Below are 20925 nucleotides of genomic sequence, written 5' to 3' on the forward strand. Positions count from 1 at the left end.
CACGGGCGTCACGGGACCTCCATCGACAACGGACCAGGCTTGACCTGGTCCGTTGTTGATTTTGGGGGGGTTTGCCTTCTTTTGGGGTTTTGGTACCTTTGCACCACTCACGGCGCCCTCCAGACGCCGTGGACCCGCGGCGCCCACCTGGCGCCCCGGCCCCACGCGGCGCATCCAGCACCCGCGTGACGGCGGCGCGAGCCACGCGCCGCTCCCCCCAGGCGGCACGCCCCACGTGCCGTCCCGCGGCGCCCGAAGGCGCCGCACGGTCTCGTCGCAGACCCGGCCGACCCCGTCCACCGTGCGCACGCCCGCAGCGTGCATGGCGCTGAGCGCGCAGCCGCGGTGGCGTACACGGGGCAGGCCCCGGACGGTCCCCGGAGACGGGCCGCCGTCCGTCCACAACACAAGGCGCCGCTCGTTCGCACGCGGGAGACAGGTCCCGCGCCGGGCCCCATCTCGCCCCCAGGATCGCAGCGGCAGCGCCGAATCCGCCTCAGCGCGGAACCGGGGACCCATCTGCGCCGGAGTCCGGAGGAATTCTCCGGACGGGCATTCCGGCACCCGGGGTGAATCGGCGCGTCTCTCCCGGCAGTCCGGTGAGAGCCGCCGTAGGGCCACTTCCACGCCCGAACCCGTCAGCTAACCCGGTAGGCGTCTGGAAGAGAAGGAGTGAATCCCGCAGCGTTACCTGGGGCGTGGCCGCCACGCGGCCACGCCCCCACCCCCTGCACTCCGCGGGCGTCCACGCCCGCCGAGATTCCCCATTCAGAACCGGCGTGCCCGCCCCCGGGCACGTCACCGCCGAGTCCGCGGACCGCCGTGCCCCGCATGCGCGTCCACTGTGGAACCGGGGACCCACTGCGTCCTTTTCGGGGTGAATCGGCCTGCCTTCGCGGGCCGTAGGGCGGCTTCCACGCCCGAACCCGTCAGCTAACCCGGTAGGCGGCATGGAAGTCGAGGAGATCCCCCCGTGCCACGCGCGCACTGCAAGAAGACCCACGGCAGGCACCGCAAGCCGAACCCCCTGTCCCTGACCTGGCGGACGACCGGCGGCGTGATCGTCGGCGCCGCCGTGCTCGGCACCGCCGCCGCCACCGCGCAGGCGTCGGTCCTGCCGTTCGGCTCCACCCCGGTGAGGGCCGCCGCCGCGGCCGACCTCGCCCCCGGCCTGACGGCGCACGGCGGCCCGCCCGGGCGCCGTGCCGAGGACGAGCGCAAGACGACCGGCTCGAAGGCTCCGGCGAAGAAGGACCAGCCCGAGCAGCCGAAGGCGGAGACCTCCGAGAAGGCCGCCCCGAAGACCGTCGCGAAGTCGCGCCCCACCGCCGCGCAGGCCATCGAGCTCGCCCGCTCGCAGGTCGGCGTCGAGGAGGACGGCGGCGGCGAGACCAAGTTCCAGGACTGGTACATGGCCACGTCCCGCGCGCGGGAGACCCTCGCGCGCGACGGCGGCTCCCTCAGCGGCTACGGCGACGCGAACTGGTGCGACATGTTCGTCTCCTGGGTGGGCGAGCAGATCGGCTTCAGCGACCAGGTCGGCAGCGACGCCTGGACGGTCGCCCACGCCCGCTGGTTCCAGGAGCACGGCCGCTGGGGCAACGAGCCGAGGCCCGGCGCGATCGTGTTCTTCTCGTGGGGCGGCAGTGAGTCCGTCGACGACATCGAGCACGTCGGCATGGTGGTCAAGAAGATCGACGATGGCACGATCGAGACCGTCGAGGGCAACACCGACAACGCCGTCCGGATAAAGGAACGTTCCACAGACGTCGTCGTCGGCTACGGCTACCCGGACTACCGGTCGTGACGGCGCCCCACGCCCCGCGCCCTGCATAGGATCGCGCCCATGGAGGAAGGCCCCGGGCAGGACGCCCCCGTCACGCGGCGCAGGGTCCTCGCCCTCGGCGCGGGCGGGGTCGCCGTCCTCCTCGCCGGAGGCGCCGGCCTGGCGGGCTCGCGCTCCGGCGGCCGGGCGGCGGGCGCCCGTGCTCCCGGCTCCCCGTCCGCCGGGACGTTCAATCCCTCTCTGGCCTCCGCCGTCCTCGCCAATCGCGCCGCGGCCGTCCGCCAAGGCGACCGCATGGCGTTCCTCGCCACGGTGGGCAACGCCCCCGCCGCCTTCCAGGACACCCAGTCCCGCATGTACGGGAACCTCCGGAAGCTTCCCCTGGAAGGCTGGCGGGAGCGCGTCGTCCGCGTCGAGACCGTGGACGGCGAGACCGCCGTCGTCCGCGTCGAGGCGCGCTACAGGCTGCGCGGCTTCGACCGGAGCGACGTGGCCCGCACCCGCTACCTCACGCTGGCCCCGCGGGGCGGGGCGTGGACGATCGTCGGCGACGGGACGTCCCGCGGCCTCGCCGACGACACCGACATCTGGGACTGCGGCCCCCTGACGGTGGTCAGGGGCCGCACGAGCCTGGTCGTCGGCGACGGCGCCGGCCTCGACGGCATCGCCCGGCGGCTGGACGCGGCCGTCCCGGTCGTGACGTCCGTGGTCGGCACGGGGTGGGCGCGGCGGGTCGTCGCGCTCGTCCCCGCCGACGCGACCGTCGCCTCCGCGCTCGCCGGCCCCGGGCAGAGCCTCGGCCAGATCGCCGCGCTCGCCGCCGTCGCCCCGGCCGCCGGGGGCGGTCGCGGCGAGGACCGCGTCATCGTCTCCCCCGGCACCTTCGGCCGCCTCAACGAGCTGGGCCGCGACGTCGTCCTCGCCCACGAGCTGACCCACGTCGCCACCGGCGGCGCCCGCGACGGGCGCACCCCGCTGTGGCTGATCGAGGGCTTCGCGGACTACGTCGGCTACCGGCGCGTCAAGATCAGCACCCGGTCGGCGGCGGGCGAGCTGCGCCGCGAGGTCTCCGCCGGGCGCACGCCCTCCGCGCTGCCCTCCGCCGACGCGTTCGCCGGCGGCTCCCCCCGCCTCTCCCAGGCCTACCAGGAGGCCTGGCTCGCCTGCCGGATGGTCGCCGACCGGTACGGTGAAGCGGCGCTGGTGCGGCTCTACCGGGCCGCCGGGCGCGCCCCGGAGGCCGCGGCGCTGCGCGACGTGCTCGGCCTGACGCGGGAGCGCTTCACCGCACTGTGGCGCGACTACGTGAAGGAGGAGCTCGCATGAGCGAGGCGGAGACCGACGAGGACCGCGCCGGGGACTCCGCCGCCGGAACCCCCGGCGCCGCCCCCGCGCGCCGGCCCCGGATCGCCGCCGCCGTCGCCGCCGCCGTGCTCTTCGCCGGGGTCGCGACCGTGCTCGCGCGAACCACTCCGTGGAATCCGCTCCCCGGGCACGTCCCCGGCGGGCGGGTGGAACCCGATCCCGCGCTGGACTTCACCCCCGCCGAGATCGCCCGCTCCCGGGCGTTCGACTCGGCCGTCAACCCGCCCGCCTACACCGGGCTCCTCGTCGGCCTCGCCCTGATCCTGGTGCTGGGCCTCACGCCGCTGGGCGCCCGGTTCATCGGCTGGGCCACCGCGAGAACCCGCCGCCGGCCGCTTCGGATCATCCTCGGAACCATGGCCCTGACCACGCTGCTGCGCGTCGCCGGGCTCCCGTTCCACATCTGGAGCGAGTCCGTGCTGCGCCGGTACGGGCTGTCCACGCAGAGCTGGCCCGCATGGCTCGTCGACCAGGCGAAGTCCCTCGCCGTCACGTGGGTCATCTACACGATCGCCCTGCTGCTCCTCTACGCCCTCATCCGCCGCTTCCCGCGCCACTGGTGGGCCGGCGCCGCCGCGGGCGGGTTCGTCCTCGTCGTCTTCGCCTCGTTCGTCTACCCGCTCGCCGTGGAGCCCGTGTTCAACAAGTTCCACTCGCTGCCGGCGGGGCGGTTGCGCACCGACCTGCTGGCGATGGCCGAGCGGGACGGCGTGCCCGTCGAGGACGTCCTCGTCGCGGACGCCTCCCGCCGGACGACGTCCCTGAACGCCTACGTGTCCGGGTTCGGCTCCACGCGCCGCATCGTCCTCTACGACACGCTGCTGAAGTCGCCGCCCGCCCAGGTCGAGTCCATCGTCGGGCACGAGCTCGGCCACGCCAAGCGCGACGACGTGCTGTGGGGCACGCTCGTCGGCGCGCTCGGAGTGGCGGGGGCCATGTGCCTGCTGTACCTGCTGATGACGTCCCCGCGCCTGCTGCGGCGCGCCGGACTCGATCCCGGCGGGCCCGGCGCCGGCGGGACCGGGCCGGACGCGCGCCGCGGCGGTGCGGCGGCCGACCCGAGGTCCATCGCGCTCCTCCTCGCGCTCGTGACCGCCGGGACGACGCTCGCCGCCCCTGTCCAGAACCTCGTGAGCCGCCGCATCGAGGCCCGCGCCGACGCGCACGCGCTGGACCTCACCCGCGACCCCTCGACCTTCGTGTCGATGCAGCACGCGCTGTCCGTCCGCAACATCTCCGACCTGGACCCCGACGCCGCGGAGTACCTGCTGTGGCTCACGCACCCCTCGGCCCCCGACCGGATCGCCATGGCCCGCGACTGGGCGCGCCTGCACCGCGTCCAGGTCCCGCCGCCGCTCCGCTAGCCGCGGCTCAGTTGCCCTCGGCCCGCTGCTTCTCGGGCGCCTTGGGCCGGGCGCCCTGCTGCGCCGACAGGGTCGCGGCGTCCACGTGCGCGGCCGTCGTGACCGACCGCTTCAGCGCGCTGCCCTTCACCCAGTCCTGCCACTTCACCTGCCAGTACCCCCAGCCGTTCTCCGGCTCCAGCTGCCGGTCGCTGCCGGTCACCGTGATGGGGTCGCCGCGCTGGGAGAGGTTGTAGAACCACTTGGCGTTGGACGGGCTGACGTTGATGCAGCCGTGGCTGACGTTCTCGCTCCCCTGCGATCCCACCGACCACGGCGCGCTGTGCACGTACTCGCCGCTGTCGGAGATGCGCACCGACTTGTAGACGGTGAGGCTGTAGTACCCGGCGCAGCCGGGGCCGCAGCCGTCCCACTCCGACGTCATGATGGTCGGGTCCTCCTTGCCCATGGCGAGGTGGACCCCGTTGGTGGTGGTGTACTTGCGCTCTCCGCCCTTCCCCATGCTCGTCGGGATGGTGCGGGCCTTCTTGCCGTTGATCCGGACGACCATCTTGTGGCTGTCCTCGCCGGCGGTGGAGACGTGCGAGTCGCCGACCTTGAAGTCGACGCCGTAGTCCTTCCCGCCGTACACGCCCTGCCCGGTGCGCACGCCGCTCAGGTGCGCCCGGAACGACACCTTCGTGTGGGCCGGCCAGTAGCTCTTCGTCCGGAACACCGCCTCCTGGCTGCCGAACCAGCTCCAGCCGCCCTCGACGGTCCTGTCGGCGGTGACCTCCAGCGCCCGCTCGACCGCCGCCCGGTCCTTCACCGGACGGGCGAAGTGCATGATGATCGGGATGCCGACGCCGACGGTCTCCCTGTTGAACGGCGCCTCGATCGTGACGTCGTTGGTCTTCTTCACCACGGCCGTGGAGAAGCCGCTGCGGACCGTGCGGGTCCTGCCGTCCCGGCCGAGGGCGGTGGCGTCGACCGTGTACGCCGTGCCCGGCTTCAGCGTCCACCGGGACCGCCACCGCGTCCTGTCGGCGCTCAGGTCCCCCTCGACCACGCCGTCCTTCGTCGCCACCGTCACGTTCTCGATCGTGCCCTGCCGCGCCTCCACGGCGATGGGGCTGTCCGGCCGCAGCTTCCCGCCGCCTCCGGCCGGCGACACCGCGAGCTTCACCTCGTCCTTGCCGGCCGGCCCGACGCTTCCCGAACACGCCGCGGCACCCCCGCCGACGAGCACGCCGCCGACGACGAGCACGGCCGTGTACCGCCCCCGGTCTCCCGGCCTTGAGCCACTCACCCGCATGTGGACCCCCCGGTCGTTCCACTGGGCGATCTGTCGTTTTCCAGCCCGGTCGCTGGAAAGGCGCCCAGTATGTTCGAAAGGGCCGGTACCCGCTAAAAAGCGGACACCGGCCCCCGATGGGGTTCTTTTACTGATCAGTGGGCGAAATGACCCCGGTAGTACTCGAACACCAGACCGACGGACGTGAGGATCGCCGCGGCGGCGCCGAGGATCACCAGCCACCAGCCGAACACGACGCCGAGCGCCACGGCCGTGGCCGAGAGCGCCACGAACAGCGGCCACCAGCTGTGCGGGCTGAAGAAGCCCAGCTCGCCGGCCGCGTCCGCGATCTCGCCCTCCGGGTCGTCCTCGTACAGCGGGCCCGCGTTCGCGCGCTCGAGGCGCCGGACCGTGAAGTGGATGTAGAACCCGATGAGCCCGGCGAGGCCGACCGCGAGCGCGAGCGCCGTCGTGCCCGTCCAGTCGTTGGACCAGAGCCAGTAGACGACGTCGGTGGCGAGGAAGAAGACCGCGCACCCGTAGAACATGAACGCCTGGACGCGCATCGGCTACTCCCCCTTCGCCCCGGCCAGCTCGCCCTTGGCACCCACGTGCGGGTGGTGCAGGTCGAACGCCGGCCGCTCGGAACGGATCTTCGGGATCGAGTTGAAGTTGTGCCGCGGCGGCGGGCAGGAGGTCGCCCACTCCAGCGAGTTGGAGTAGCCCCACGGGTCGTCGACCTCGACGCGCGTGCCCCGCTTCCACGTGATGTAGAGGTTGTAGAAGAACGGCAGCATCGAGGCACCGAGGATGAACGAGAAGATGCTGGAGATCTCGTTCAGCCCGTGGAACTCGCTCGGGTAGTCCGCGTACCGGCGCGGCATGCCCGCGGCGCCCAGCCAGTGCTGGAGCAGGAACGTGCCGTGGAAGCCGATGAACAGCAGCCAGAAGTGAATCTTGCCGAGGGTGTCGTTCAGCATCTTGCCGGTGAACTTCGGCCACCAGAAGTAGAAGCCGGCGAACATCGCGAACACCACGGTGCCGAACACGACGTAGTGGAAGTGCGCCACGACGAAGTAGGAGTCCGACAGCTGGAAGTCCATCGGCGGCGACGCCAGGATGACGCCGGTGAGCCCGCCGAACAGGAACGTCACGAGGAAGCCCAGCGACCACAGCATCGGCGACTCGAACGTCAACTGCCCTCGCCAGATGGTCCCCACCCAGTTGAAGAACTTCACCCCCGTGGGAACGGCGATGAGGAACGTCATGAAGGAGAAGAACGGCAGCAGCACCTGGCCGGTGACGAACATGTGGTGCGCCCACACGGTGATGGACAGGCCCGCGATGGTGATGGTCGCGAAGACCAGGCCGATGTAGCCGAAGACGGGCTTGCGGCTGAACACCGGGAGGATCTCGGTCACGATGCCGAAGAACGGCAAGGCGATGATGTAGACCTCCGGATGCCCGAAGAACCAGAACAGGTGCTGCCACAGCAGCGCCCCGCCGTGCGCGGCGTCGAAGATGTGCGCGCCGAGCTTGCGGTCGGCCTCCAGCGCCAGCAGCGCGGCGGCGAGGACCGGGAACGCCAGCAGGACCAGGATCGAGGTCAGCAGCGCGTTCCAGGTGAAGATCGGCATCCGGAACATCGTCATGCCCGGCGCCCGCATGCACAGGATCGTGGTGATGAAGTTGACCGCGCCCATGATGGTGCCGAAGCCCGACATCGCCAGGCCCATCACCCACATGTCGCCGCCGACGCCCGGCGAGCGGACCGCGTCCGACAGCGGGGCGTAGGCGAACCAGCCGAAGCTGGCCGCGCCGCCCGGGGTCAGGAAGCCCGCGATGACGATCAGGCTGCCGAACAGGAACAGCCAGTACGCCAGCATGTTCAGCCGGGGGAACGCCACGTCGGGGGCGCCGATCTGCAGCGGCATGATGACGTTGGTGAAGCCCGCGAACAGCGGCGTCGCGAACATCAGCAGCATGATCGTGCCGTGCATGGTGAACAGCTGGTTGTACTGCTCGTTGCTGACGAACTGCAGCCCCGGCTCGAACAGCTCCATCCGGATCAGCAGCGCGAGCACGCCGCCGAACAGGAACATCACGAACGAGGTGATCAGGTAGAGGTAGCCGATCACCTTGTGGTCGGTGGACGACATCCAGGAGGCGATGATGCGCCCCTTGCTCGTCCGCGGCGCGGCGATCGGCGCGCTCGGTGCGTGACTCGTGGCGGTCACTTGGCACCTCCCGCGGCCAGTGCTTGCTTCGAATCGGCGATGAACTTCTGGTACTGCTCGGGCGTCACGACCTTGAGCTGGAACAGCATCCGGCTGTGGTCGACGCCGCAGAGCTCGGCGCAGCGGCCCTCATAGGTGCCGAGCTTGTTCGCCGTGAACTCGAACTCGTTGGTGTAGCCCGGCATGACGTCCTTCTTGTAGATCAGTGCCGGCACCCAGAACGAGTGGATGACGTCGTTGGCGTGCAGCCGCACCCGCACCGTCTTGCCCGAGGGGATCGTCATCACCGGCTTGGCGGGAGCGGGCCCGTTCGGGGCGACGGGCTGGCCGACGACGGAGGCGACCGTCCTCTCCTTGCCCGCGGCGTCCTTCTCCTTGTAGTCGAACTGCCAGCTCCACTGGAAGCCGATCACGTCGACGACCACCGCGGGGTCCTTGGTGGTCTTCTCGACGAAGTTCTCGTCCCTCGCGGTGAAGTAGAACAGGACCGCGATGATGACGAACGGGACCGCCGTGTAGAGGATCTCGATCGGCATGTTGTAGCGGACCTGCGGCGGCAGATCGTTGGAGCGCTTGCGGTGGAACAGCACCGCCCAGATGATCAGGCCCCAGACCACGGCCCCGACCGCGAACGCCGCGATCCAGGAGCCCTGCCAGAGCTTCAGCATGCGCTCGCCCTGGACGCTGATCGGCTCGGGCATGCCCAGGCGGCTACCGCTGCACGCGGTCGCGGAGAGCGCCAGCAGCCCTAGCGCGCCGGCGCTTTTCAATGCGCGGCGACTGCGCACAGGCGTACGCCGCTCCCTAGAGCGGGTCGGACTCACGGAATGCCTTCCCCACGGATGAAGCCCGGTCGGCCGGGCGGAGAGATCAGTGATTACACGTGTGGTGGACACCCTAGCGCGAGGGTCGCGCGAACCCCCGATCGGGTGCCCGGTTAGTGTTCTCACGTGGCAGGACCGAGCGATCCAGGCGGCTACTTCGACGCCGCGTCAACCGAGCCGCCGCATCCGGCGGCGCGCGCCGCGCTGATCGAGGCGCTGGACGCGGCCTGGGCCGATCCCGCACGGCTGTACGGGGCGGCCCGCGGCACCCGGATGCTGCTCGACCGGGCACGCGCGCGTGTCGCCGGCGTCCTGGGCGCCCGTGCCGACGAGGTGTCGTTCACGTCGTCGGGCACCCAGGCGGTGCACCTGGCGGTCCTCGGGGGGCTCCAGGCGCGCCGGCGCACCGGGCGGCACCTGGTGGCGAGCGCCGTCGAGCACTCCAGCGTCCTGCACGCCGCCGAGCTGCACGAGCGAGACGGCGGCGAGGTCACCCTCGTCGGCGTCGACCGCACCGGCCGCGTCGACGCCGCGGAGTTCGCGGCGGCGCTGCGCCCCGACACCGCGCTGGCCTGCCTGCAGTCGGCCAACCACGAGGTCGGCACCCTCCAGCCCGTCGAGGAGGTCGGGCGGGCCTGCCGCGCGGCCGGCGTGCCGCTGTTCGTCGACGCGGCGCAGTCCCTCGGGCGGGCCGACGTCCCCGGCGGGTGGTCGCTCCTCGCCGGAAGCGCCCACAAGTGGGGCGGGCCCGCCGGCGTCGGCGTGCTCGCCGTCCGCAAGGGCACCCGGTGGCGCTCGCCGCTGCCGGACGACGAGCGCGAGGCGCGCCGGGTCCCCGGGTTCGAGAACGTCCCCGCGATCGCGGCGGCCGCGGCCGCGCTGACGGCCTACCGCGCCGACATGGCGGCCGACGCTCCGCGCGTCTCCGCTCTGGTGGACCGCATCCGGACGGAGGTGCCGCGGAGCGTCCCCGACGTCGAGGTGATCGGCGACCCGGTCCGCCGGCTCCCCCACCTGGTGACGTTCTCCTGCCTGTACGTGGAGGGGGAGGCGCTGCTGACCGAACTCGACCGGCTGGGTTTCGCCGTTTCCTCCGGCAGCTCCTGCACTGCGGATACGCTGCGTCCGAGCCATGTGCTGGAGGCGATGGGGGTGATTACGCATGGGAACGTGCGGGTATCGCTGCCGCGAGGCGTCGGGTCGGAGGATGTCGGCCGCTTCCTCACCGTGCTTCCCGACGCCGTCGCCCGCCTCCGCCGGGCGACGATGAACACCTTCGAGACAGGGAGGCGGTCGCGCCCATGAGGTTCCGAGGCCGCGCCAGGACCGTCACACCGCCCGCCGACGCGCCGCCGCCCCCCGCGGAGCCGGAGGGGCCGCCGCCCGTGCTCGTCATCGACGCGCTCGGCCGCAAGTGCCCCATCCCGATCATCATGCTGGCCGAGCGGATCCGGGAGGTCCCGGTCGGGCAGGTCGTCGCCGTCCTCGCCGACGACGCCGCCGCCCGCACCGACATCCCCGCCTGGTGCCGCATGAAGTCCCAGGACTTCGTCCGCGAGGAGACCCTCCGGCAGGGCGGCTGGGGCTTCCACATCCGCCGCACCTACTAGGCGCGCGCAAGGCCGAGGACACGCGGAAGGCCGCGCCGGAGCGGCGCGGCCTTCCGATGTGCCCGTGTCAGGGGCGCGGCTACGGGGTCGGGCAGACGACGTGCGGCTCGATGTCGGCCGCGGCGTCGGCGCCGTAGGCGGCCGCGAAGCGGTCGAGGAACGCCCGGCGCCCGAGGGTGTACTCCTGCGGGCCGGCGGCTTCGAGGGCGTGCGCGGCGATGGCGTTGCCGACCTGGGCGGCGCGTTCGAGCGGCAGGTCCCAGGCGGTCGCCGAGAGGAAGCCGGCGCGGAACGCGTCGCCGACGCCGGTCGGGTCGACGACGGAGTCGACCTGGACGCAGGGGACGTGGACGCCCTCCTCGCCCTCGCGGTCGATGACGACGCCCTTGGCGCCGAGGGTGGTGACGCGGACGCCGACGCGGGAGAGGATCTCCTCCCCCGACCAGCCCGTCTTCTCCTCCGCCAGGGCCTTCTCGTACTCGTTGCTGAACAGGTAGGCGGCGCCGTCGATGAGGCGGCGGACGTCGGCGCCGTCCATCCGGGCGAGCTGCTGGGAGGGGTCGGCGGCGAACGGGATGCCGCGGTCGCGGCACTCGTCGGTGTGCCGCAGCATCGCCTCCGGGTCGTTCGGGCTCACCACGACGAGGTCGAGGCCGCCGACGCGGTCGGCCACGGGCCGCAGCTCGATGGAGCGGGCCTCGCTCATCGCGCCGGCGTAGAACGTGGCGATCTGGTTCTGGTCCTGGTCGGTGGTGCACAGGAACCGCGCCGTGTGGTGGATCTCGGACACGTGCACCGAGGCGGTGTCGACCGTGTGCCGTTCGAGCCAGGAGCGGTAGTCGGCGAAGTCGTCACCGACGGAGCCGACGAGGATGGACTCCTTGCCGAGACTGCCCATGCCGAAGCAGATGTTGGCGGCGATGCCGCCGCGGCGGATCTCCAGCTCGTCCACCAGGAAGGACAGCGAGACCCGGTGGAGCTGGTCGGGCAGGAGCTGGTCGGTGAACCTTCCGGGGAAGGTCATCAGATGGTCGGTCGCAATGGAACCGGTCACGGCGATGCGCACGGCGTCGCTCTCCTCGTCGTGGTCGTCCGGCTGTTTCACCGGCTGTTCGAACCCGTCAGGCTACCCACCATCGCACCACACATCACCGCCGCACGACAGTTCGCCGCGGGACGCCCGCAGGGCAGCATCGAGGGGCGGCCCCGACCACGGGTCCGGACCGCCCCTCCTGTGCTCGACGCTCGACCGCCGCGCGCTCGGCGCGCGTCAGTTGAAGGAGTCGCCGCAGGCGCAGGAACCCGACGCGTTCGGGTTGTCGATCGTGAAGCCCTGCTTCTCGATCGAGTCGACGAAGTCGATCGTGGCGCCCGTGAGGTAGGGCGCGCTCATCCGGTCGACGCGCACCGACAGGCCGCCGAAGTCCTGGATCTGGTCGCCGTCCATCTCGCGCTCGTCGAAGAAGAGCTGGTAGATCAGACCGGAGCAGCCGCCCGGCTGCACGGCGACACGCAGCGCAAGGTCATCGCGGCCCTCCTGCTCAAGCAGGCCCCTGGCCTTCTCGGCGGCGGCGTCGGTGAGGACGACGCCCTGCTGCGTGGTCTCCTGCGTGGTCTCGCCTGAAACCGTCATGTGTTCAGCTCCCGGGTCTCGCTGCGCCGCGCTAGCGGCGGACTGTCGCTTGTCCTCGAAGACGTCTGTGCCTCTTCCCGTAGGACAACGTACCTCGCCACATGGCCATTCCGCTTCTCGGCCGTCTTTAACGCCCCGGACGGGTGCGGTCTACGTCACACCGCCAACCCCCCGCCGCGTATGCCATCATTAGTCGTCAAAGCGACGATAAGTCCCGTCGCGAAGGGAGACCGCCGTGACCACCCCAGTGCGCGACCTACCGCTGCTGCTGCTCGGCAGCGGCGCCGACCCCGCGAGCGAACGCGGCGTGGACTGCCCCGGCGAGCTGCCGGCGGCGTCCGACCCCGCCCTCGTCGAGCGGGCCCGCGCCGCCCAGGCGGCGCGCGGCGACCGCGTGTTCGTGCTCGGACACCACTACCAGCGTGACGAGGTCATCCAGTTCGCGGACGTGACCGGCGACTCGTTCAAGCTGGCCCAGCGGGCCGCGGCCCGCCCCGAGGCGCCCTACATCGTGTTCTGCGGCGTCCACTTCATGGCCGAGTCGGCCGACATCCTGACCGCCGCCCACCAGCGGGTGATCCTGCCCGACCTCGGCGCGGGCTGCTCGATGGCCGACATGGCGACCTTCGACCAGGTCGAGGAGTGCTGGGAGGTCCTGGAGGACGCCGGGATCGCCGACGACGTCGTCCCCGTGACCTACATGAACTCCTCCGCCGACATCAAGGGGTTCGTCGGGCGGCACGGCGGGGTGGTGTGCACCTCGTCCAACGCCAAGCGCGCCCTCGACTGGGCCTACGGCAAGGGCAAGAAGGTCCTGTTCCTGCCCGACCAGCACCTCGGCCGCAACACCGCCGTCCTGGAGATGGGCTTCTCCCTGGACGACTGCGTCGTCTACAGCCCGCACCGCCGCGAGGGCGGCCTCACGCACCGGCAGCTGCGGGACGCCAGGATGATCCTGTGGAGGGGCCACTGCTCGGTGCACGGCCGGTTCACCAAGGAGTCGGTGGACGACGTCCGCGCGCGGGTGCCGGGGGTCAACGTCCTCGTGCACCCCGAGTGCCGGCACGAGGTCGTCACGGCCGCCGACCAGATCGGCTCGACCGAATACATCATCAAGGCGATCGAGGCCGCCGAGCCCGGATCGTCCTGGGCCGTGGGGACGGAACTGAACCTCGTGCGGAGACTGGCGAACGCCCACCCGGACAAGAACGTGATGTTCCTCGACAAGACCGTCTGCTACTGCTCGACGATGAACCGGATCGACCTGCCGCACCTGGTGCTGACGCTGGAGTCGCTGGTCGCGGGGAAGGTCGAGAACGTCATCGAGGTGGACGAGGAGACCGCGCACCACGCCCGCGCCGCCCTCGACCAGATGCTCGCCCTGCCCTGACCGGGCGCGGCCGGCCGCCGGACGGGATCACAGGCCGGGGGCGCCCCAGACGGGGAACCACCGGCCGAGGTCCTGCTCGAACCGCAGGTCCGCGCCGATCGCGCCGCGCACCTGGAGTTCGAGCGCGTTGTCGCGCTTGTCTCCGGGGAGCGGCGCGAAGGGGTAGAACGTCCCGCGCTTGTAGAGGTAGACGAGTGCGAGGCGGCGGCCGTCGGGGCCCTTGAACCCGACCAGGGAGCACAGCAGGTGCGGGCCGAACCCGCCCGCCTCCAGCGTCGCGTTCACCGCGTGCAGGTCCGTGACGAGATCGGGCAGCTGGTCGGGGCGCTGCTCGGCGAGCAGCCACGTGTAGCCGTAGCCGTCGGTGCTGATCTGGACCTTGGGGCCCTCGTCGGCGTCCAGCAGCTCCTGGACGTCGGCCTGGAGGCGCGCGAACGCGCCGCCCTCGGCCGCGCGGAAGCACACCGATCCGAGCCCGGTCGGGGTGAAGCCCGTCGCCGCCTCCAGGGTGACGGCCGCGGTCGACAGCCCGAAGATCTGGTCGAGGTCGGGTTTGGCCGGCTTGGACCGGCCGAGCAGGGTGTCCAGGAACCCCACGGATCACACTCCCCTGCTGAGCTGCTCGGAGATCTTCGACAGCTGCGCGAGCCGCCGGTCCAGCGACGGGTGGGTGGAGAACAGCGCGGAGACGCTGACCCCCCTGCCGAGCGCCGGGGTGAAGAAGAAGGCGTTGAACGCCTGCGAGGAGCGCAGGTCGCTGGTCGGGATCCGCGCGATCTCGCCGCTGACCTTCGTCAGCGCGCTGGCCAGGGCGGAGGGGCGCCCGGTCAGCAGCGCGGCGGCGCGGTCGGCCGACAGCTCGCGGTAGCGCGACAGGGCCCGGGTGAGCAGGAAGCTGACCGCGTAGGCGAGCGCGCTGGCCGCGACGACGGCCAGCAGGATCAGCCCGGTGTTCTGGTCGTTGCTGCGGCGCCCGAACCCGCCCCACAGCCCCCACTGGAGCCCGAACCGGGTGATCAGGCCGGCGAGGATGCCGAGGAACGAGGCGATCGTCATGACCGCGACGTCCTTGTGCGCGACGTGCGCCATCTCGTGCGCGAGCACGCCCTCCAGCTCGACCGGGTCGAGCCGGCGCAGCAGGCCGGTGGTCACGCAGACCACGGCCTTCTTCTGGTTGCGGCCGGTGGCGAACGCGTTCGGCACGTCGGTGTCGGCGATCGCGACCCGCGGCTTCGGGGCGTCCGACATCGCGCAGATGCGGTCGATGACGCCGTGCAGCTCGGGCGCCTCCTGGGGGGAGACCACCCGGCCGTGCATGGCGAACAGCGTCATGCGGTCGGAGAAGAAGTACTGGGCGAGGAGGAACAGCACCGCGACGACCAGCGCGACGCCGGCCCAGTTCGGCACGAAGACGAAAAATGCCCCCACGAAGACGACGTACACCAGCCCCAGCAGGAACATCGTCACGAGCATCCGCGATGTCAGCCCCCGGTCGGAGGCGTAACGCGTTCTGGCCATCCGGCCACCCCCAGTCCTTACTGCTCTTCACTTGGACGAACGTCCAAGGCGCGGGTTTTGTGCCCGGATGTCCATAACGCGGCCCGGGCCCGCGCGGCCGGGGTCGTCCCGGAGGACGGCCCGAGCCCGCAGCCGGTCAGTCCGGGATGAGCCCCTCGTCGCCCAGCATGGAGCGCACCTCGTCGATGTGCGCGTCCGCCGGGGGCAGGATCAGCTCGGACGGCTCCAGGCTGTCGGGCGGAAGCGGCCTGCCCACCTTGCGGACGTTGTCCAGCAGGGCGTGCAGGGCGGCGCGGAACGCGGTCTCGTCGCCCGACTCGATCGCCGCCTCCAGCTCGGCGTCGAGGGAGTTGAGCGAGGACAGGTCGCCCTCGGCCACGTCGAGCTGGCCCTCGCCCATCAGACGAACGATCACTGGGCACCCCCGGGGTTCTGCGGCCACGGAGCCTGCTGGGGGGTGTCCTGCTGCTGGTGCTGCGGCTGGGCGGTCGGCGAGCCCTGGTTCAGCTCCTTGGGCGCGGGGCCCTGGCCGAGTTCGGCCTTGAGGCGCTCCAGCTCCAGGTCGACGCCGGGGCCGGAGCCCATCCGGTCGAGCTCGGCCTGGATGTCGTCCTTGGGACCGGAGAAGTCCTCCAGGGCGCCGGAGGCCAGCAGCTCGTCGATCGCGCCGGCGCGGGCCTTCATCGTGTCGGTCTTCTCCTCGGCGCGCTGGATCGCCAGGCCGACGTCGCCCATCTCCTCGGAGATGCCGGAGAACGCCTCGTTGATCTTGGTCTGCGCCTCGGCGGCCGTGTAGGTCGCCTTGATCGTCTCCTTGCGGGTGCGGAAGGAGTCGACCTTGGCCTGCAGCCGCTGGGAGGCGAGCGTGAGCTTCTCCTCCTCGCCCTGCAGCTGCTGGTACTGCCCGCGCAGGTCGTTGAGCTGGCTCTCCAGGCCGGAGCGGCGGGTCAGCGCCTCGCGGGCGAGGTCCTCGCGGCCCACCTGCAGCGCCTTCTTGCCCTGGTCGGTCAGCTTGCTCTGCTGCTGCTCGAGCTGGTTGATCTGCAGTTCGAGACGCTTGCGCGAGGTGGCGACGTCGGCGACCCCGCGACGGACCTTCTGCAGCATCTCCAGCTGGCGCTGGTAGGAGTAATCGAGGGTCTCCCGAGGGTCTTCCATCCGGTCCAGGGCCTTGTTCGCCTTGGACTTGAAGATCATCGACATTCGCTTCATCACGCTCATCGCGCGGCGCCGGTCCCTTCGTGCTGTCGCCTCAGTCGTGAACTGGGCTCAATGACCACTGCTGGGGTTCTTATCACCCTACGCGTTAACGCGCGAGGCAGCCACGATGTTCGCAGCCGGTAGGCTGATCCCTGTGTTCAAGCGTCGTACCCCGGAGGCCCCGCCGGATCCTCCTCAGGTAGTAAAGCCCGGCGGCAAGGGCCGTCCCACGCCCAAGCGCAGCGAGGCCGAGAAGCGCCGCCGGCAGCCGATCACGGCTCCGGCGACCCGCAAGGAGGCCTACAAGAAGGTGCGGGAGCGGCAGGCCGTCGACCGCGCCAAGGCGCGCGAGGGCATGGCCAAGGGCGACGAGAAGCATCTGCTCAAGCGCGACCGGGGCCCCGTGCGCCGGCTGGCCCGCGACTACGTCGACTCGCGCCGCACGGTCGGCTCCTACCTGATGTACGCGATGTTCGCGATCGTGCTGCTCAGCCTCCTGCCGATCCCGGCGGCCCGGCTGCTGGTCCTGTTCGCGCCGCCGCTGCTGCTCGTGGTGGTGTTCGCGGAGGGCTTCCTGCTGAGCCGCGGCATCAAGCGGCTCGCCGCCGAGCGCTACCCCGGCGAGGACGCCAAGGGCGTCGGCATGTACGCCGCGATGCGCGCGATGCAGATCCGCCGGCTGCGGATCCCGAACCCGCGGGTGCGCCTCGGCGAGAAGGACAAGGTCTGAGCGCGGGTACGGGCGAGGCCGGGGCCTGAGGGCCGGCTCCGGGACCGCGCCCGGCGGAGGCGTCCGCCACGCGCCGCACGCGCGGGGCGGGGCTAGGGTCGGGGCCATGGAGTTCCGAAACCTGGGCCGGAGCGGTCTGAAGATCAGCGAGATCGCGTACGGCAACTGGCTCACCCACGGCTCTCAGGTCGAGGAGGACGCGGCGCGCGCCTGCGTGCGGGCCGCCCTCGACGAGGGCGTGACCACGTTCGACACCGCCGACGTCTACGCCGGCACGCGCGCCGAGGAGGTGCTCGGGCGGGCGCTGAAGGGGCAGCGCCGCGAGGGGCTGGAGATCTTCACCAAGGTCTACTGGCCGACGGGTCCCGGGGTGAACGACCGTGGCCTCTCCCGCAAGCACGTCTTCGAGTCGATCCACGGCTCCCTGCGCCGCCTCGGGACCGACTACGTGGACCTGTACCAGGCCCACCGGTTCGACTACGAGACCCCGCTGGAGGAGACCCTCCGGGCCTTCGACGACCTCGTCCGGCAGGGCAAGGTCCTCTATGTCGGGGTGTCGGAGTGGCGGGCCGAGGAGATCGAGCGCGCCCTGAAGATCGCCGACGAGATGGGCTTCGACCGGATCGTCTCCAGCCAGCCGCAGTACTCGATGCTGTGGCGGGTCATCGAGGAGGAGGTCGTCCCGCTCTGCGAGCGCGAGGGCGTCGGCCAGATCGTCTGGTCGCCGATCGCGCAGGGCGTCCTGACCGGCAAGTACAAGCCGGGGCAGCCCCTTCCGGAGGGGTCGCGCGCCACCGACGACAAGGGCGGCGCCGACATGATCAAGCGCTACCTGGACGACGACCTGCTGACCCGCGTGCAGAACCTGCGGCCGGTCGCGGACGACCTCGGCCTGTCGATGGCGCAGCTCGCGATCGCCTGGACCCTGCAGAACCCGAACGTCTCGGCGGCGATCGTGGGCGCGTCCCGCCCCGAGCAGGTCGCCGACAACGTGCGGGCGGCCGGGGTGAAGCTGGACGCCGACGTGATGAAGCGGATCGACGAGATCCTCGGCGACACCGTCATCCGCGACCCGGCCAAGACCGTCAGCCCGCGCAGGCGCCCCTGAGCCCGGCGGGCATCACCGGGGGCCGCGGAGCGCGACGCTTCGCGGCCCTCTCTCTTCCCGGCCGGTCACTCCGGGTCGTGCAGGCTCATCCCGTACACGATCGTGTCGCCGTCCAGGAGGGTCACCTTGTCGACCTCCTCGGTGCGCAGCCCCCGCCAGTTCTCCCCCAGCCAGCTCTCCGCGTCCGCCTGGGTGGAGAAGGTCTCCTCCGACATGCCGATCGTCCGCCCGTCGGCCTTCTCCAGCCGCCAGCTCCACGCCATCGCCCTCGACCTCCCTCGTCGCGGTGAGACTAGCCGGTCAGGCGGCGGCCTCAATGGCGCGGCGCAGCGCGTCCGGGCTCTCGGTGTCGGACTGGGCGAGCGTCCGCCCGTTGACCCGCACGCTGGGCGTCCCCTGGATACCGGACGATATGTAGCCCTGGCTGACGGTCTTCACGCCGGCGGCGTGGCGCTGGTTCTTCACGCACGACGTGAAGTCGTCGCCGGTGAGCCCCAGCGGCTCCGCGTAGGAGAGCAGGTCCTGGGTCAGGTAGCCGGTGGCGTTCTCGTTCTCGGGCTGATGGGCGTAGAGGGCGTCCTGGTAGGAGAGCCAGTGGGCGCCGTCGGTGACGCAGCGCAGCGCCGCCGCGGCCCGCAGCGAGTTGTCGTGGGCCGGCTGCGTGCCCGCACCGAAGATCAGCATCGGATGGAAGACGACCTTGGCGCGGCCCTCGACGGCCAGCTGCTTGAGCATCGGGTCGTGCCGGCGGTCGAAGGCGCCGCAGGGCGGGCAGGCGAAGTCCTCGTAGATGTCGACGACCGGGGCCGTGACGCCCGGGCGGGCCATGGTGAGGCTCCCGTCCGCGAGGGGCGTGGCCTCGGCGCCGCCGGCGATCTTGCCGACCCTCAGCCGCTCCCCGCCGCCGTCGCCTCCCCCGTCGTCGCCGCCCCGGACGAGGAAGACGAAGACGGCGGCCACCGCGAGCACAAGGACGAGCCCGGCCCCGACCAGCGCGATCACCAGGCCGCCGCCGCGGCGTCCCGGCGGGGGCGCTCCGGGCATGCCGGGCGGGCCCGGCGGCCATCCCGGCGCGGGGCCCGGCGCGGGGCCGCCGGGCGGGAAGGGCGGCGGGCCGTAGGGCGGCTGCTGCCCGCCCTGACCCGGTCGCGGGGGCCAGGGCGCGTTCGGGGGGTTGCCCACCGGGACTCCTCCAGAGGGGGCGTCGTGATCCTTACGGCCGAGGGTAACCGTAGAGTTCGCGGCGGGATGAACATCGAACTTCGCGGCGTCGCCGCCGCACAGGGCTGGCCGGCGCCGGGGTGCCGTTGCGCGTCGTGCGGCCGGCTGCGCGCGGCGGGCGTCCGGCACGAGCCGTTCGCCGCCGCGGTCGACGGCGTCGCGCTGGAGGACCTGCCGCGGACGGACGTGCCCGGCGGGTACGAGGTCCGCGCGCCCGGCGGAGGGCGCGCGCTGGTGGCCGCGGGTCCGGGGGCCAGGCCGGAGCCGTCCGCGGGCGCCGTGTACGACGCCGTGCTGCTGGACATGGCCGGATCGCCGGACCACCTGGGATACCTGCGCCACACGGGGGCCGTGACGCCGGAGACGCGGGTCGTCGCCGTCCACGTCGACCACCGCCTGTCCTCGCCGTCCGAGCTGGAGCGGCGCATGGCCTTCTGGAACCGCTCGGAGCACGGCCCGTTCCGGACGCTGCTCCTCGGCGGAAGCCGGTCGGGCAAGTCCGCCGAGGCGGAGGCGCGCCTGGCCGGGTGCTCGGACGTCCTCTACGTCGCGACCGGCCCCGTCCGCGGCGACGACCCCGAGTGGGCCGAGCGCGTCGCCGCGCACCGTCTGCGCCGCCCGGCGTGGTGGCGCACCGTGGAGACGACCGAGCTCGCCGGCGTGCTCGCGTCGGCGACCGGCCCGGTGCTGGTGGACGGCATCGGCACCTGGCTCGCGGCCGCCATGTCCGAGACGGACGCCTGGGAGGAGCCGGCGCGGGTGGGGCCGCTCGTGGACGGCCTCGTCGCGGCCTGGCGGGGCACGGCGGCGCGGGTCGTCGCGGTGAGCGACGAGGTCGGCCTGTCGCTGGTGCCGACGACGGCGTCCGGGCGCGCGTTCCGGGACGTGCTCGGCCGGGCCAACCAGCGGCTCGCGGCCGAGTCCGAGGAGGCGGCGCTGGTCGTCGCGGGCCGCGTCATGGAGCTCCGGTGACCGTCCCGGACCTCGGATGACCGCCGGCCTGCGGCTGGCGGTGACGCTGCTCACCGTCGTCCCGCTGGGCACGGGCCGGGTCGACCGCGACGCCGCGCGTTCGGCGATGCTGCTCGCCCCCGCCGCCGGGCTGATCCCGGGCGGGGCCGCCGCGCTGGTCCTGCTCGCGGGCGGCCCGCTCGGCCTCTCCGGCCTGCTCGCCGCGGCGCTCGCGGTGGCCGCGTCCGCGGCGGTCACCCGCGCCCTGCATCTGGACGGCCTCGCCGACCTCGCCGACGGCCTCGGCAGCGGGCGTCCCGCCGCCGGGGCACTGGCGATCATGAAGCGGTCCGACATCGGCCCGTTCGGCGTCGTCACCCTGCTGCTGACGCTGATGGTCCAGGTGGCCGCCCTGGCGTCGGCGCCGCACCCCGCCTTCGCCGCGCTCGTCGCCTCGGTCACCGGACGGCTGGCGCTCCCGTGGGCGTGCCGCACGGGCGTGCCGCCGGCGCGGCCCGGCGGCCTCGGGGCCCTGGTGGCGGGCACCGTGCCGGCACGCGCGGCGCTCGCCGCCACGGCCGCCGTCCTGGCGGCCGCGACGACCGCGGGACTGGCCGTAGGCGGCCTCGGCGGCGCCCTGCACGGCGCGGCGGCGGTGGCCGCCGGGCTCGCCGCCGCCCTGCCGGTGCTCCGCCGCGCCGTGCGCCGCCTCGGC

22 protein-coding genes and 2 riboswitches are annotated in these 20925 nt (G+C 72.3%); of the genes, 10 read left to right on the forward strand and 12 right to left on the reverse strand.

Annotated features, from left to right (window positions below; translation table 11 throughout):
- The first annotated feature begins 473 nt into the window (after positions 1-473).
- Positions 474-672, forward strand: a riboswitch (cyclic di-AMP (ydaO/yuaA leader).
- Positions 673-808: 136 nt separating this feature from the next.
- Positions 809-964: riboswitch (cyclic di-AMP (ydaO/yuaA leader) on the forward strand.
- 9 nt (positions 965-973) lie between these two features.
- Genes ABWI04_RS22840 through ABWI04_RS22850 form a run of 3 tightly spaced genes read left to right on the forward strand, consistent with a single transcriptional unit; the run spans position 974 to position 4515 of the window.
- Entirely contained in the window at positions 974-1807 is an 834-nt protein-coding gene (locus ABWI04_RS22840) for a CHAP domain-containing protein (RefSeq protein WP_345186131.1), read from the forward strand.
- Positions 1808-1846: 39 nt separating this feature from the next.
- A complete protein-coding gene (locus ABWI04_RS22845) occupies positions 1847-3112 on the forward strand; it encodes a hypothetical protein (protein WP_353833718.1) in 1266 nt (421 codons plus the stop codon).
- Entirely contained in the window at positions 3109-4515 is a 1407-nt protein-coding gene (locus ABWI04_RS22850; protein ID WP_353833720.1) for a M48 family metallopeptidase, read from the forward strand. Before ABWI04_RS22845 ends, ABWI04_RS22850 begins: the two co-directional genes overlap by 4 nt.
- Before the next feature lie 7 nt (positions 4516-4522).
- Here ABWI04_RS22850 and ABWI04_RS22855 read toward each other — a convergent pair whose 3' ends face one another.
- From ABWI04_RS22855 to ctaC, 4 genes are all read right to left on the reverse strand, one after another.
- The gene (locus tag ABWI04_RS22855) at positions 4523-5803 is read right to left on the reverse strand and encodes a L,D-transpeptidase (protein ID WP_345186124.1); all 1281 of its coding nucleotides are present in this window, start codon (positions 5801-5803) and stop codon (positions 4523-4525) included.
- Positions 5804-5943: 140 nt separating this feature from the next.
- A complete protein-coding gene (locus tag ABWI04_RS22860) occupies positions 5944-6354 on the reverse strand; it encodes a cytochrome c oxidase subunit 4 (RefSeq protein WP_179833731.1) in 411 nt (136 codons plus the stop codon).
- Between the two features lie 3 nt (positions 6355-6357).
- The gene (gene ctaD, locus ABWI04_RS22865; protein WP_179842940.1) at positions 6358-8025 is read right to left on the reverse strand and encodes an aa3-type cytochrome oxidase subunit I; all 1668 of its coding nucleotides are present in this window, start codon (positions 8023-8025) and stop codon (positions 6358-6360) included.
- On the reverse strand, positions 8022-8849 hold the full coding sequence (gene ctaC, locus ABWI04_RS22870) for an aa3-type cytochrome oxidase subunit II (RefSeq protein WP_446678590.1): 828 nt from the start codon (positions 8847-8849) through the stop codon (positions 8022-8024). The genes ctaD and ctaC overlap by 4 nt, the downstream gene beginning before the upstream one ends.
- 126 nt (positions 8850-8975) lie before the next feature.
- Between ctaC and ABWI04_RS22875 the strand changes: the two genes are divergently transcribed.
- Positions 8976-10154, forward strand: coding sequence for a cysteine desulfurase family protein (locus tag ABWI04_RS22875; RefSeq protein WP_345186119.1), 1179 nt, complete (start codon positions 8976-8978; stop codon positions 10152-10154).
- The gene (locus tag ABWI04_RS22880) at positions 10151-10459 is read left to right on the forward strand and encodes a sulfurtransferase TusA family protein (protein ID WP_345186117.1); all 309 of its coding nucleotides are present in this window, start codon (positions 10151-10153) and stop codon (positions 10457-10459) included. Before ABWI04_RS22875 ends, ABWI04_RS22880 begins: the two co-directional genes overlap by 4 nt.
- 79 nt (positions 10460-10538) lie before the next feature.
- Here ABWI04_RS22880 and ABWI04_RS22885 read toward each other — a convergent pair whose 3' ends face one another.
- On the reverse strand, positions 10539-11525 hold the full coding sequence (locus ABWI04_RS22885; RefSeq protein WP_345186179.1) for a carbohydrate kinase family protein: 987 nt from the start codon (positions 11523-11525) through the stop codon (positions 10539-10541).
- A 204-nt stretch (positions 11526-11729) separates the two neighbouring features.
- The gene (locus ABWI04_RS22890) at positions 11730-12092 is read right to left on the reverse strand and encodes a HesB/IscA family protein (protein ID WP_345186114.1); all 363 of its coding nucleotides are present in this window, start codon (positions 12090-12092) and stop codon (positions 11730-11732) included.
- A gap of 235 nt (positions 12093-12327) precedes the next feature.
- Between ABWI04_RS22890 and nadA the strand changes: the two genes are divergently transcribed.
- Entirely contained in the window at positions 12328-13482 is a 1155-nt protein-coding gene (gene nadA / locus ABWI04_RS22895; protein WP_353833722.1) for a quinolinate synthase NadA, read from the forward strand.
- 27 nt (positions 13483-13509) lie between these two features.
- Here the strand turns inward: nadA and pspAB are convergent, their stop codons facing one another.
- The 4 genes from pspAB to ABWI04_RS22915 all read right to left on the reverse strand — a co-directional run bounded on the left by pspAB (position 13510) and on the right by ABWI04_RS22915 (position 16221).
- The gene (gene pspAB, locus ABWI04_RS22900) at positions 13510-14079 is read right to left on the reverse strand and encodes a PspA-associated protein PspAB (protein ID WP_345186108.1); all 570 of its coding nucleotides are present in this window, start codon (positions 14077-14079) and stop codon (positions 13510-13512) included.
- 3 nt (positions 14080-14082) lie between these two features.
- The gene (htpX, locus tag ABWI04_RS22905) at positions 14083-15000 is read right to left on the reverse strand and encodes a zinc metalloprotease HtpX (protein ID WP_345186106.1); all 918 of its coding nucleotides are present in this window, start codon (positions 14998-15000) and stop codon (positions 14083-14085) included.
- Between the two features lie 136 nt (positions 15001-15136).
- Positions 15137-15415 carry a PspA-associated protein PspAA gene (gene pspAA / locus ABWI04_RS22910; RefSeq protein ID WP_345186102.1) on the reverse strand — a complete coding sequence of 93 codons (279 nt, stop codon included), beginning with the start codon at positions 15413-15415 and terminating at the stop codon, positions 15137-15139.
- Positions 15412-16221: a PspA/IM30 family protein gene (locus tag ABWI04_RS22915; RefSeq protein ID WP_345186099.1), complete on the reverse strand. Its 810-nt coding sequence runs from the start codon at positions 16219-16221 to the stop codon at positions 15412-15414. Before ABWI04_RS22915 ends, pspAA begins: the two co-directional genes overlap by 4 nt.
- A 133-nt stretch (positions 16222-16354) precedes the next feature.
- On the opposite strand from ABWI04_RS22915, the gene ABWI04_RS22920 reads away from it, so the two are divergent.
- Positions 16355-16930: a DUF3043 domain-containing protein gene (locus ABWI04_RS22920; protein ID WP_353833723.1), complete on the forward strand. Its 576-nt coding sequence runs from the start codon at positions 16355-16357 to the stop codon at positions 16928-16930.
- Between the two features lie 106 nt (positions 16931-17036).
- Entirely contained in the window at positions 17037-18038 is a 1002-nt protein-coding gene (locus ABWI04_RS22925; protein WP_353833724.1) for an aldo/keto reductase family protein, read from the forward strand.
- A 65-nt stretch (positions 18039-18103) separates the two neighbouring features.
- On the opposite strand, the gene ABWI04_RS22930 is transcribed toward ABWI04_RS22925, so the two are convergent.
- On the reverse strand, positions 18104-18301 hold the full coding sequence (locus ABWI04_RS22930; RefSeq protein WP_185023425.1) for a hypothetical protein: 198 nt from the start codon (positions 18299-18301) through the stop codon (positions 18104-18106).
- Positions 18302-18338: 37 nt separating this feature from the next.
- Entirely contained in the window at positions 18339-19220 is an 882-nt protein-coding gene (locus ABWI04_RS22935; protein WP_353833725.1) for a DsbA family protein, read from the reverse strand.
- 66 nt (positions 19221-19286) lie between these two features.
- Here ABWI04_RS22935 and ABWI04_RS22940 point away from each other — a divergent pair, with 66 nt between their 5' ends.
- Positions 19287-20231, forward strand: coding sequence for a bifunctional adenosylcobinamide kinase/adenosylcobinamide-phosphate guanylyltransferase (locus tag ABWI04_RS22940; RefSeq protein WP_353833726.1), 945 nt, complete (start codon positions 19287-19289; stop codon positions 20229-20231).
- A 16-nt stretch (positions 20232-20247) separates the two neighbouring features.
- Positions 20248-20925 (forward strand): adenosylcobinamide-GDP ribazoletransferase (locus ABWI04_RS22945; RefSeq protein WP_353833727.1); only part of this gene is annotated, 678 nt, incomplete at its 3' end.

The sequence above is a fragment of the Actinomadura sp. NPDC000929 genome (assembly GCF_040492065.1).
GTDB classification, from domain to species: Bacteria; Actinomycetota; Actinomycetes; order Streptosporangiales; family Streptosporangiaceae; genus Spirillospora; species Spirillospora verrucosospora.